The organism is Nannocystis punicea, assembly GCF_026965555.1.
In the GTDB taxonomy this organism is placed as follows: domain Bacteria; phylum Myxococcota_A; class Polyangia; order Nannocystales; family Nannocystaceae; genus Nannocystis; species Nannocystis punicea.
Window position 1 is genome coordinate 320599 of sequence record NZ_CP114040.1, and the last position, 12697, is coordinate 333295.

General features: G+C 72.3%; 7 protein-coding genes and 1 pseudogene. 5 read left to right on the forward strand and 3 right to left on the reverse strand.

The window, feature by feature from the left end:
- Positions 1-8 precede the first annotated feature (8 nt).
- From O0S08_RS01175 to O0S08_RS01185, 3 genes are all read left to right on the forward strand, one after another.
- Positions 9-1745, forward strand: a complete 1737-nt coding sequence (locus O0S08_RS01175; RefSeq protein ID WP_269037080.1) for a DUF6909 family protein — start codon at positions 9-11, stop codon at positions 1743-1745.
- Positions 1745-2707 carry a nitroreductase family protein gene (locus O0S08_RS01180; protein WP_269037081.1) on the forward strand — a complete coding sequence of 321 codons (963 nt, stop codon included), beginning with the start codon at positions 1745-1747 and terminating at the stop codon, positions 2705-2707. The genes O0S08_RS01175 and O0S08_RS01180 overlap by 1 nt, the downstream gene beginning before the upstream one ends.
- Before the next feature lie 394 nt (positions 2708-3101).
- Positions 3102-4775, forward strand: coding sequence for a CFI-box-CTERM domain-containing protein (locus O0S08_RS01185; RefSeq protein WP_269037082.1), 1674 nt, complete (start codon positions 3102-3104; stop codon positions 4773-4775).
- A 435-nt stretch (positions 4776-5210) separates the two neighbouring features.
- On the opposite strand, the gene O0S08_RS01190 is transcribed toward O0S08_RS01185, so the two are convergent.
- Entirely contained in the window at positions 5211-6530 is a 1320-nt protein-coding gene (locus tag O0S08_RS01190; RefSeq protein WP_269037083.1) for a class I SAM-dependent methyltransferase, read from the reverse strand.
- Positions 6531-7017: 487 nt separating this feature from the next.
- On the opposite strand from O0S08_RS01190, the gene serA reads away from it, so the two are divergent.
- A complete protein-coding gene (gene serA / locus O0S08_RS01195; RefSeq protein WP_269037084.1) occupies positions 7018-8262 on the forward strand; it encodes a phosphoglycerate dehydrogenase in 1245 nt (414 codons plus the stop codon).
- A gap of 543 nt (positions 8263-8805) precedes the next feature.
- Positions 8806-9456, forward strand: coding sequence for a hypothetical protein (locus O0S08_RS01200; protein ID WP_269037085.1), 651 nt, complete (start codon positions 8806-8808; stop codon positions 9454-9456).
- 84 nt (positions 9457-9540) lie between these two features.
- On the opposite strand, the pseudogene dps reads toward O0S08_RS01200, so the two are convergent.
- Positions 9541-10020, reverse strand: a pseudogene (gene dps, locus O0S08_RS01205) (DNA starvation/stationary phase protection protein Dps); the annotation flags it as partial.
- Positions 10021-10290: 270 nt separating this feature from the next.
- Positions 10291-12024, reverse strand: a complete 1734-nt coding sequence (locus O0S08_RS01210; protein WP_269037086.1) for a mechanosensitive ion channel — start codon at positions 12022-12024, stop codon at positions 10291-10293.
- Positions 12025-12697 lie beyond the last annotated feature (673 nt).

Consider the following 12697-nt stretch of genomic DNA (forward strand, 5'->3'; position numbering starts at 1 on the left):
TTCGAGCCATGGACCGCCAGCGCCCCCGCACCACCAGCGACGAGATCGACCTCTACATCCGCACCTACTATTCGCTGCTGCGCAGCTCCGGCGAGGTGTGGGTGCGCGCGTTCGAGGAGGCGCACGCGTTCAGCGACTCGAGCCTGCACCCGGGGGCGCGCACGGGCGTGCCCGACGTCGCCGCCTTCGCCTACAGCGCCGCGCGCCTGCCGTCGTGCATGCCGCAGGTGCAGAAGATCGTGCTCGGCCAGTCGCACGAGACCTTCGAGGCCAACGGCTTCGACGTCAGCGCGTGGCAGCGGGTGCAGACGCGCGGGCGCCGTCGGCCGCTGCGCTTCGACGGGGCCGGGACGCTGTGCGCCTTCATCTCGAGCACCAGCGACATCGACGACCTGGTGCCGATCGTCACGACCTACCAGATCGTGTGGAACCAGATGCACGGCCTGCTCGGCAACGCGGAGCTGGGTCGGCGCCTGCGCGAGGACGCGGCGTTCACCGCCGAGGCGGTCGATCACGCCGAGCTCGCGCGGGTCCTCGACCTCGACCCCGACGGCGTGCGCACCCTGATCGCCGCGCTCGACACCGGCTGGTTCGCCGCGTTGCAGACGATCGCCAGGAACCCGTGCGACCTGTCGATGCGGGTGCTGTCGGGCTCCTATTCGCAGTACCAGCGCTCGGTCCAGCGCTGGTGGTCGGGCATCGAGCCCAGCCTGGTCCGCGAGCGCAAGCCGCGGCGCCCGCCGATCTACTTCGTCTCGTCGAACACGCACTCGCTGCTCAACCTCGTCGGCGGCTACGCCCGCGAGCACCGCGAGGCGATCCTCGAGTTCGCCCGCCGGCGCAACCCCGAGGACCTCGCGCGGCACTTCGCCCGCGCGCTCGACGGCGGCGACGAGGCCGAGGTCAACAACCTCAGCTACTACCTGCTGCGCGCGTTCCTCCACGAGGACCCGGCGCGCCTGGGCGAGGTGCAGCGGTTCGAGGCCGAGGCCGGCATCACCTCGATCGACGTGCCCGGCAAGATCGACGTCAACGCCCAGATCTTCGACCTCGCCCAGATCCGGCCCGAGCGCCTCGACCCGCGCCTGCGCGTGCCCGACCTCCACCTGCTCGCCCGCAGCGACGCGGTCATCCTCAACATCGACTACCCGCTCGGCATGGCGGCCTATCACCACCTGTCGCGCGCCGGCCAGGGCTCCAACGAGATCCGCGGCGTCTACGTCATGGGCAAGGCCGCCACCCTCAACGGCCGCGTCGGCGACGTCATGATCTCGTCGGTCGTCCAGGACGAGCACTCGCGCAACACCTACCTGTTCCGCAACGCCTTCGTCGCCGCCGACGTCCAGCCGTACATCCGCATCGGCACCGTGCTCGACAACCAGAAGGCGCTGACCGTGCGCGGCGCGTTCCTGCAGAACCGCGAGTACATGAGCGTGTTCTACCGCGAGGGCTACACGGTGCTCGAGATGGAGGCCGGGCCGTACCTGTCGGCGGTGTACGAGCTGTGCAACCCGCAGCGCCACCCCAACGACGAGATCGTGCACCTCTCGAACTCGGTGCCGTTCGACGTCGGGGTGCTGCACTACGCGTCCGACACGCCGTACTCGCGGCGCCAGAGCCTGCTGTCGAAGAGCCTGTCGTACTTCGGGGTCGAGAGCACGTCCGCGTGCGCCACCGCGATCGTGCGCCGGATCTTCGCCGCCGAGATCGCGCGCCTGCGCGCGGAAGAAGAGGAGTGCACGTGATGCAGCCGCCCGACCTCGATCGCCACGCCGACCCGTGGACCCTCGCCGGCTCGGCGCCGGCGCCCGAGGCGGGCCCCCGCGCGCGCATCGAGCTGGCGCTGCACACCGCGCTGACCGCCCCGTCGCCCGGCAACTGCCAGCCGTGGCGGTGGTTCGCCGGCGGCGAGGTGATCGAGCTGTACCGCGATCCGGCGCGCACCTGCGGCGCCTCCGACCCGGACGGCCAGGCGGCGACGCTGGCCTGCGGGGCCGCGCTCGGGGCCCTGCGCGTGGCCCTGCGCGCGCTCGGCCTCGACGAGCAGACGGCGCTGCTGCCCGGCGGTCACCCCGACCTGCTCGCGCGCGTGGCCGTCGGCGGCCGCGCCAGCCCGCTGCCCGAGGAGCAGTGGCTGTACCAGGCCGCGCCCAAGCGCCGCACCTACCGCGGGGTGATGGCCCATGGCCCGCTGTCGCGGGCGCTGTCGCGGCGCCTCGGCGTCATGGTCGATGGGACAGGTGCGGAGTACCATGTCGTCGAGGACATGACCCGAAAGCAAGCCATCGCCGCCGCCGTCGAGGCGGCCATCGCCGGCGAGCCGCCCGCCAGGGCCGCCGCCCGCGCCGCTGGCGGCGAGCCCGGGGTCAGCTTCGAGGGCCCCGACGGCGCCGAGGCCCGCGGCCCCGCGATCGCCGACGGCGCGCCGGCCTTCGTGGTCGTCACCACCGCCGGCGACGACCATGCCGAGTGGCTGCGCGCCGGCCAGGCGCTCATGCGCGTGCTCCTGCGCGCTCGCGTCGACCACGCCTGGGGCAGCTTCCTGCACCTGCCGCTGGCCGACGCCGCCGGCCGCAAGCAGCTGGCCACCCTGATGGGCGCGACCGGCCACGCCCAGGCGCTGGTCCGCCTCGGCGGCGGCGCCGACAGCTTACCGACTCCACGCCGCCCGCTGTCCGACGTGCTGCTGGCCCAGCGCCCGAACTGAACCTGGCCGAAGGGACAGGCGCCCGTGATGCGGCGAGGACGGCAGCGCCGACAGACCGCGGCGTAGCGAGCCGACGGGCTGTCGGCCCGGCGTTCGAACTGAACCTGTCTGAAAGGCCATGAATCGGTAGTGCAACGAGGGCCGGCCCTTCCCCGGGCCCCCCGCGAGGCGCAGTCGGCAATTCGCGAAGCACGATCGGGACACTCGTCGAGAACACCAGCATGTCCGAAGAGCCATGTAGCGCGAAGCCGCGACCAGCCGGCCACCGCGCCGGCCGACGCGCGAACCCGCGGCCCGAGCCTCCATGGCCCTCGGCCCGGACATCGCCGCCCGGCGAAGGCGACGCCCGGCCCGCCGCGTCCCCCGTGTCATTCTGGCCCCTGTGCGCCTCCCCTTGCGAGCCCTCGCCGCGACGGCCGCCCTCGCCGCCGGTGATGCTCGCGGAGCCGCGCCCGTGCGGGTCGAGTTCCACTTCCAGCCGGTGCCCGACGCCCAGATCGCCATCTGGCTCGAAGACCAGGCCGGCCGCCACCTCGCCGACGTGCTCGTCACCCAGGCGACCGGCAAGCTCGGCATCGCCAACCGACCGGGGCTCTGGAATTTCTTGTCGAGCTGGCGCGCATCCTACGGCCCGCGCGTCTCGGTGCTGCCCGTCTGGGCCCACCGGCGCGGCAAGACCTACCCGCAGATCGTCTTCTTCGACGACCCAGGTGACCACGACTCGCTCGGCTGGCACGAGAACACCAGCAGCCCCGAGAACTACTTCTGCCGCCCGCTCGAGGAGTGGGAGCAGGAGATGGTCGCGGTCGACACCAAGACCTGCCCCTCGCCCAAGAGCTTCAAGACGGACAAGGGCACGTTCTCGCCGGCGGGGGCGACCAGCGTGTATCCGCCGCGCAACGACCTGCTGCGCGTCGACGAGCTCGACTCTCCGGACGTGTTCTCGTTCGGGACGATCAACGACCTCGACGCGGTGACCGCGGCGACCCCGAGCGGCGAGGGGCCCGAGTTCGTGGTGGCGGTGCTGCGCCCGGAGGTGCTGGCGCACGGGAGCCTGTCCGCGTTCCTCGAGATCAGCCGCGAGCACGACGAGAACGGCCACTGGGACTTCGACCGCGAGACCGACCACCAGGTCGACCCGCGCCTGACGCGCTACGGCATCGAGTACCTCGGGCAGCCGTCGGTGGTGTACCGCATCGACTTCGACCCGCTGCGGCGCGGCTTCCACGGCACCACCGAGTACGCCGGCTACGGCGACTGGGACGGGGCCACCGGCGCGCTGCACCCGCCCGACGCCACCATCAGCGCCGGCGACGGCAGCGGCGCCGATCGGCTGCGCGTGGTGACCATCAACGGCGACACGTTCCGCTGGGGCGTGTTTTCTTATGGCGACGGCAGCGAGCCCGACCCCGGTGACGGCTGGGGTCATCACTGCACGCAGGACGTCTTGCCGCCGGTGACCGGCCTCGCGGCGAGGTCGATCGCCTTCGACGAGGTCGAGCTGGGCTTTACCATCCCCGCGCAGGACGACCCGACCTTCGAGCTCGCCGACGTGCGCGTGTACCAGCTCACCGGCGACGCGCCGCTGACCGAGGACATGCTCGGTTCGGCGCAGGAGATCCCCGTGGCCCTCGATTCGCTGGCGCCGCCGGGTCGGCGCAGCGCCGTGACCGTGCGCGAGCTGTGGGGCGACTACACGTACCAGTTCGGCGTGGTCTACACCGACCACTGCGCCCAGCGCAGCGCGCTCGCGTCGCTGACTGTCACGACGGAGCCGCAGAAATTCCGGACCCTCGAGGGCTTCTGCTTCCTCGCCACCGCCGCCTACGGCGCGCCGTGGACCGCCCAGGTCGCGGCGTTGCGAGCGTTCCGCGATGCTTTTTTAAAGGGGTCGGCGACCGGGGTCGACCTGGTCCGCTTCTACTACGCCCACAGCCCGCCGCTGGCCGCGGCGATCGCCGGGGAGCCGGTGCTGCGCGGGCTGGCGCGCGCGGTGTTGCAGCCGATGGCCGACGCGGTGGCGGTGGCGACATGGTCGAAAGGCCAGGCCGGGGGGGCCGGCCGCTGAGCCTGGACGGCGGGGGGCGCCGGGCCGAGAGCTCGTTCCTTCGTCGAGGCGCGCTGGAAGCCCTGGGCGCATCATCGCTCGGCAGGCGATCCGGGATTCAGCCAGAATTCTGTTTTTGGACCCAAGGTCGAAAATATCGCGAGTTCGATCACCAGCGGCAAATTCCCATCCGGGAACGGTCCAGTGCGCGAAATCGCGCGCGACAAGCCTCGAGCTCCCAGGCTCCCATCGCGCGGATTCGCCCCGGACCCACGCACTGCCCGCGAAATTTCTCCGAAAGGGCCCAGAGCCGCGTGTGGAGGCATTTCTCGATCGATCTGGCGAGGCGACGGACCGCGGGAGGCGAGCGAATCACCGCGCCGAACCCGCGCCATCGCCGCTTCGGACCCTGGATCGACCCTCCGGCAGGCTCATTTTCGACTCGTGGTCGAAAATTCACTCGCTCGGCGGAAGGCTCGCCGCCTGGAGCGCCGCGAGCCGCCGCAGGAGGTCGGGCCGGACCCCGAGCGCCCCGCAGCGGGCCTGCAGGGGTTCGAGCCGCCAGCGGCGCGGCTCGACGGGGGCCCGGGGGTGCCGGCGGTGGGCCTTGATCAGCAGGTTCTTCGGCGTGTGCTCGCCGCCGACGAACTCGAGCACGGTGACGTCGTAGCCGCACGCCTCGAGGGCGGCGACCCGGAGGCTGTCCGTCAGGACATCCGCGTAGGCGCGCCGCAACAGGCCGTGGTCGACCATCGCCGCCAGCGGCTGGGCGGTCGCGTCGGCGCGGGCCAGCTGCGCCGCCAGCTCGGCCTGGCAGCACGGCACGCTGAGCAGGGCCGGCGCGCCCAGCTCGATCGCCAGCGCGATCGCCTCGTCGGTGGCCGTGTCGCAGGCGTGCAGCGCGAGCACCAGGTCGGGCACGCCGCCGAGCCGCGTCGGGGCGGTCCGCGCCGCGGCGGCGATGTCGGCCTGGGCGAACGACAGGCCGGTCGCGAGGGCGGGCTCGCTCGCATGGTCCGCGGCAGGCGCGGCCGGGGGAGCGCCGGCATCCCCGATGGGCGACGCCGGGACATTCGCGCTCGCAACATCATCCTCGGGCGCCGCGAGGCCGAGCGCGCGGGCCCGGGCCACGCTGCGGGCGACCACGTCGGCGCGCACGTCGACCCCGTGCAGGCGCAGCGGCACCCCGCGCAGGCGCAGGACCTCGGCCAGCACGAAGCTCAGGTACGCGTTGCCGCAGGCGAGGTCGAGCGCGCGCAGCGGCGCCGACGGACCGATCGCTCGCGCCGCGGCCAGGCGATCGATCACCGGCTCGCACAGCGTCGCCAGGTGGCAGATCTGCTTGTACTTGCGGGCGTGCGTCGCCGAGATGCTGCCGTCGGCGTTCATGATCCCGATCTCGCGCAGCAGCGCCGCGCTGGTGTCGGGCCGCAGCGCGCGCTCCTTGCCGCCCATGACCTTGAGCGCGGTGTCCTCGTCGAGCGTGCGGGTGGTGGCCCGGCCGTGGCGCGCGTCGACCTGCACGCGGCGACGCGCGTCGAGCACGAGGGTCTGCTTCCACAAGCCGGCCCCGGCGGCCTCGGCGGCGGCGGCGAGCAGCGCGTCGACCTGCGCCGCGCTCGGCGCGACACCGACGCCCGGCCCGGCCAGCACTCGCTCCTCTCGCGCGCCGCTGCCTTCGCCCTGCGGCGCGGCGAACACCGCTCGCTCCCACCCGTGCGCGAGGTGAGGCTTCAGCGCCCGCTGCAGCCGGTGAAGCTTGCCTTGGTCGAGCAAGAGGCCGACAGGCCTAGCAAAGACGTGTGCGCGACGCCAGGCTCCCCGGCGCCGCCGCCCGCGAGTTTGCGCCGGTGGAGATCGCGTCGCCGTCTTGCGAGTCGAGATCGCGTCGCCGTCTTGCGAGTCGAGATCGCGTCGCCGTCTTGCGAGTCGAGATCGCGTCGCCTTCCGCCGTTCGCTGTGATTGCACGCGGCACGGGCACCTGCGAGATCGGCCCGACGCCCGCCGCACCCACCACGACATCATCGCGGTGCTGCGGCGTCGCGTGGTGGTCGGCGAGCTGCAGCGGATCTTCGCCAGGTCGTCGGCCCCCGAGATCGCGACCTGCGAGATCGGCCCGCCCGTCGTCCCGTCGTCCGCCTCCGAGCCGGCGATGCCGCGGGCGCTCGCGGTCGTGCGGGTTCGTTTCGGCCGCACCGCGGGCCCTCCAGCGCCTCCCGCGGCGAGTTGCGGCCACCGCGGGCCTGGGGCATCGTGCGCGCCGTGAACAGCCCGCACGCCCTGCTGCTCGAGAACATCCACACCACCGCGCACGAGGAGTTCGCCCGGCGCGGCGTCGTCGTCCACCCGGTGCCGGGGGCGCTGGGCGAGGCGCAGCTGATCGAGGCGTTGCAGGCGCTGCCGCAGGACGGCCCGCTGATCCTGGGGATCCGCAGCAAGACGCGGGTGCCGGCGCAGGTGTTCGCGGCGGTGCCCCGGCTCGAGGCGGTCGGCGCGTTCTGTATCGGCACCGATCAGATCGACCTCACCGCCGCGCAGGCCGGCGGGGTCGCGGTGTTCAACGCGCCGTTCAGCAACACCCGCTCGGTCGCCGAGCTGGTGCTCGGCGAGGTGATCATGCTGGCGCGTCAGACCTTCGCCCGCAGCGGGGCCTGTCACCGCGGGCTGTGGCACAAGAGCGCCGAGGGCAGCCACGAGGTCCGCGGCAAGACGCTGGGGATCGTCGGCTACGGCCACATCGGCAGCCAGCTCAGCGTGATCGCCGAGGCGCTGGGCATGAAGGTCCGCTACTACGACATCCTCTCGAAGTTGCCGCTCGGCAACGCCCAGCCGTGCGTCAGCCTGATGGAGCTGCTGTCGATCAGCGACTTCGTCAGCCTGCACGTGCCGGACACCGAGCACACGCGCGGGATGATCGGCAGCGACGAGATCGCGGCGATGCGGCGCGGCGCGGCGCTGATCAACGCCTCGCGCGGCGGCGTGGTCGACATCGACGCGCTGCGCGACGCGCTGGTCGCCGGTCACCTCGGCGGGGCGGCGATCGACGTGTTCCCCAGCGAGCCCGCGCGCGCCGGCGACGTGTTCGACAGCCCGCTGCGCGGCCTCGACAGCGTGATCTTGACGCCGCACATCGGCGGCTCGACCGAGGAGGCGCAGGCCAGCATCGGCCGCGAGGTCGCGGTGTCCCTGTCGCACTACCTCGACACCGGCGCCACCCTCGGCGGCGTCACGCTGCCGCTGCTCGACGCCGGCCCCGTGCGCTCGGGCTGCCGGATCGTCAACCTCCACCGCAACGTCCCGGGCGTGCTCTCGAAGATCAACCGCGTGCTCGGCGACTCGCAGGTCAACATCACTGGCCAGAGCCTGGCGACGGTCGCCTCGATCGGCCTGCTCCTGGTCGACGTCCCGCTGGCCCACGGCGACCCGCAGCTGCACGAATTGGTGCAGGCGATCGCGGCCCTGCCGGTCACCCTGCGCACCCGCCTGGCGCGCCAGAGCGCCGCCTGAGCGGTGCCACCGGCGCATGCGCGAGCGAAGCCTCGCAAGCACGTGCGCCTATGCGGAGGTGTGCGACAACTGAAGGCTGATGCGCTCGCCGTCGGCAGCCGCGGGGCATCGGTCGCCCTTGCGAGGCGCGCGCTCGCCGTCGGCAGCCGCGGGAGCGGCTCGCTCTCGCGGGGCGCGTGCAATGGCTGTCGGCAGCCGCGGGGCATCACCCTCGCCGTGAGCCTGTGACCGAGGTTCGCGTCGGCAGCCGCGGGGCTCGGGTCGGCCTCGCGGGCCCGCGGAGGCTCTGGCCGTCGGCGGCCGCGCAGGAACTTCGCGGCGGTTCAACGTTTCGCGGGGATTCGTGCGACCTCCTCCCCGTCGCGCCGTGGCCTGCTCGTTTTTTTCCGACGCGAGCGCGGCGTCGAGGTCGGGGCGGCGCGGTCGACTGTCCGTGTGGTGCGCGGTGGACCTGTCCCAACGAGCAGACCGGCCCGCGGCGCGAAAATAGTCGGCGAAGCTCGCGGCTCGCGGCCGAGGCCGACGGTGATACCCTCACTGGCGATGCGCACGACCCTGATCTTGGCCGGTCTCGTCGGCCTTTCGACCGCTCCCGTCGCTTGCAAGAAGAACGGCGATTCGCAGGCCCCGGCCGGCGAATGCGGCGGGATGTGCGGCCGCGGCACCCGCTGCGACGGTAAGGCGTGCGTCGTCGATTACTCGCAGGACATCTGTACCTCGCAGGCGGTGGTCGAGGAGGAGGTGCCGATGCGGCCGCCGATCACCTCGTGGGGCGAGTGCACCCTCGACCGCAACCAGCTGCCGAAGAAGTTCGTGCCCGTCGACGACAAGTCGATCCCCCAGTACGACCCCAACCGCACCCGCACCCTCGACTGGAGCGCCGGCGACGAGCAGCTCAACGAGCCGGTGCTCAACGCCAACATGCGCGAGGTCGAGTACGCGATCAACGAGTGTCTGGCGGTGGCCGCCTGTTACAACGGCGGCAGCCTCAAGGGCGGACGCATCGACCTCATCATCAGCCTGGTCGGAAAGACAGGCAAGGCCGACGCGGTGTCGGTGACCGCGGGGCCCGACCTGCAGGTGTTCGGCATCGTCCCGTGCGTGCGCAAGGCGATCGCCAACCACCAATTCCCGACCTACAACGGCCCGCCGATGACCGTGAAGTACAACATCGAGATCGGCGGCACCGAGTAACGCACCGCCGAGAGCGACGACGCTGCCCGGCGGACGTGCCGCCGAGCCGAGGCCCATCGGCGCTCGCGGTGATGGTGCCTCGATTCAGCGGTCGAGGTGAGCGCGGAGGAACCACCCGTGCTTCTCGAACTCGCTGATGATCGCAGTGAACATGTCGACGGTGTCGACATCGCCCTGCTGCTCGGCGACCTTGCGGCCCTCCTGCAGGCCGGTCAGGTAGGTCTCGATGCGCTCGGCGAGCAGGCGCACGTGGTCGAGGTCGCGGGTGGTCTCCTGCGGGTACTCGGGCAGGCGCGAGGTCTTGGCGACGTGGCGGGCGGTGCCGTGGATCTGCGCGCCCAGGGTGACGGCGCGCTCGGCCACGGTGTCGTTGTGGTTGGCCAGGCTGACCGCGAAGGTCTCGAACAGCGGGTGCAGCGAGGCGAAGTGCATGCCCTTGATGTTCCAGTGGGCGACCTTGATCTGGCTGTGCAGGTCGAGGCCGTCGGCCAGGACGCCCTGGAGGGCAGCGGCGATCTTCTGACGTGCTTCTTGGGGCAGGTGGCTCGGGCTGGCGTACATCGTGTCGTTCCTGGTGGTGAGCGAGCGGAACTATGGGCGCGGTCGCGGACGCGCGCCAGTGGGTGACGACCCCCAATTCTCACCCGCGGCATTCCCCACACCAGGCCCGGACGCCGTCAGACGACCGGCGGTCGGTGAATCGGCCGGGGGCCCCGAACCGCGAATGGAGAGACCCCGAGCCCGGCGACCGGCGGGAGGGCGGGTGGCCCAGGTCGTCGCGCCAGGGGCGCATGATTTTTAGGACATGCCCGAAGAGGCATGTCGTGCGATCGGTCAGGGGCTCGGGGGCGGCCGGAACAGGCCGCTGCTGCCGGGGCCGAACGGGCCGCTCTGGGCCCGCGGCATCGGGCCGAGGGGCGCGCCGGGCTCGACCTGCTGGTAGCGCCGGCGGACGATGTCGCCGGCGACGTCGCGGGCGCCGAGGCCGAACGCGAGGGCGGCGGCCAGGCACAGCGCGCCGAACAGCAGGCCGAACGTCATGAGCACGAAGTCCTGGGCCACGCCGAGCTGGTGGACCGCCATCGTGAACGCGAACACCAGCACGGTGTAGCGCGCGAGCTCGCCGAGCCAGCGGGCGGACGTCGGCCTGGCCTCGCCCGCGAGCGCCGCGCGGGCGGCCAGCAGGTCGCGCACCCAGCCGCCGACGCCGAGGCCGACGCCGACGATCGACATGGCCACGAGGACATGTCGCAAGAGATAGCCGAGGAAGCCGTCGACGTGGGCGGCCCAGGTCCGCAGGCCGAGGTTCTCGCAGGCCTGGGCGGCGGCGAGGAGGACGACCGCGAGCTGGACCAGCGCGCCAGCCAGCTCGCTCGGCGCGCCGAGGCGGCCGTCCCGCTCGTCGGCCGGCGGGAACCCGAGGCGGTGGAGCAGCGCGTCGAAGCCGAGGCCGCGCAGCGCCCCCGTCACCGCCGAGCGGGCGAGCCGCCCGAGCAGCACGCCGAGCGCCACCACCACCGCGCTGACCGCCAGGTCGGGCAGGAGCAGCCACAGGCGCGCCACCATCTCCGTCAGCGGCCCGGCGATGGTCACCAGCCCGAGCTCGTTCATGCCGGCGATGGTCGCCTGCAGGACGATGAAGGCCATCACCAGCAGGCCGGCGACGGCGCTCGGCGACCTGGCGGCGAACAATCCGCCGAGGCCGAGGCGGGCGACCAGGCGCGGCAGGCCGAGGGCGTCGAGCAGGTTCTGCACGACGACGCGGGCGATCCGCCCGAGCACGTAGCCGACGGTGACGATCACCGCGGCGATCGCCAGCCGCGGCGCGACGCTCACCACGCGATCGATCGCGTTGTTGAGCGGGCCGGCGATCGGCGCGATCTCGAGGGCGTCGAAGGCGCCGGCGAGGCCGGCGACCATCACCAGCCAGAACACCGCGTCGCCGGCCGTGGCGCTGAACGGGCGCGCCGGCGCGTGCGCGTCGGCGGGCGGCTCGGACAGCTCGGCGAAGCGGGCGTCGAGGCGCAGCAAATCGACGGCGCGGGTCACGAGCTTGCGCAGGATCGTGCCGGCGAAGTACGCGAGCACCAGCAGCACGATCGCCTTGCCGACCAGCGGCAGCGCCTGCACCACAGTCTCGACCAGGCCCTGGATCGGCGCGGCCGCCTGGGTGAGGCCGGCGTATTGCAGCACGCCGACCAGCACCAGCAACATCAACATGGCGTAGACGACGCTGGCGAGGAAGCGCTCGAGCCGATTGGTGACCTGTTTGGCGTCCCTGGCCCCGGGCTTGCCCTCGCCGTCGACGAGCAGGCCGAGCCGCAATTTCTCGGCCAGGACGTTGTCGACGTCGGTGGCACACAGGGCGCGGTAGACCAGCCACGACACGCTCTTGGCGACCAGCCAGCCGCCGATGAACAGCAGGAGCGCGAGCCCGAGGCGCTCGGCGATCACCAGCGCCTGGTCCGACCACAGCTCCTGAAAGCCGTCGTACCAGGCGCCGGCCGCCGGCGCGGGCGACGAATAGGGATCGGGCGCTCCGCTCGGCGCGGACACGATTTCGAACATGCGAACCCTCCAGATGGAGCGCCACGATCGGCCAGCAGGCCCGCCCGTGCAAGCCGGACGGCCCGCGCGCGAACCTGTCCCTCAGTGCAGGTGAGAACCTCGCCGAACGCGGTCGGCTGCGCCGCGCGCCGGCGACCGGCGCGGCCGCGCGCCCGGGCCGCCGCGGTCAGTCGATTCGATTCGTGCGGGGCCGGCGACTGCGATGAATGTCCTCGAGGACATGTGCCGTCGCCGGGGCGGGCGCGTCGAACGGGCGAGGTCGGCGGCGAATGAGCAATGTCGGAGCGCCCGCGACTTGTAAGGTAAAATGCTATATGTATATAGTCGAAGGCGCATTCACGGCCGTGATCCACTCGTAGGTGCGCGGAGCCCTCCGCAGGCCGCCGCGGGCGCGTCGCATCGTCAATGATGATAGTGCGTTGTGCGGGGCGGCGGACGGCCTCGATATTGCCCCGCCGAGGTCGCAGGCCTATGAACAATGTGGGAGCGCGGCGGGCGACGGCGATATCTGCCCACGCACGCCGCCAAAACGCCGCAGACGGCGCCACCGCCGGGGTTTCGACCGAACCAGACGAAGCCGCGAATTCGCCGAGATGCGGCCGAGCACGCCGGCGTTTACGAGAATTCCGGCCGCGGTCGAGTATGCGATACGCCACAACTCGACATTGCCCAC

What these genes read in the sequence shown, in the direction of transcription:
- O0S08_RS01210 (WP_269037086.1), bottom strand. Translation starts at nt 12,024, where the DNA reads ATGTTCGAAATCGTGTCCGCGCCGAGCGGAGCGCCCGATCCCTATTCG.
- O0S08_RS01180 (WP_269037081.1), top strand. Translation starts at nt 1,745, where the DNA reads ATGCAGCCGCCCGACCTCGATCGCCACGCCGACCCGTGGACCCTCGCC.
- O0S08_RS01175 (WP_269037080.1), top strand. Translation starts at nt 9, where the DNA reads ATGGACCGCCAGCGCCCCCGCACCACCAGCGACGAGATCGACCTCTAC.
- O0S08_RS01200 (WP_269037085.1), top strand. Translation starts at nt 8,806, where the DNA reads ATGCGCACGACCCTGATCTTGGCCGGTCTCGTCGGCCTTTCGACCGCT.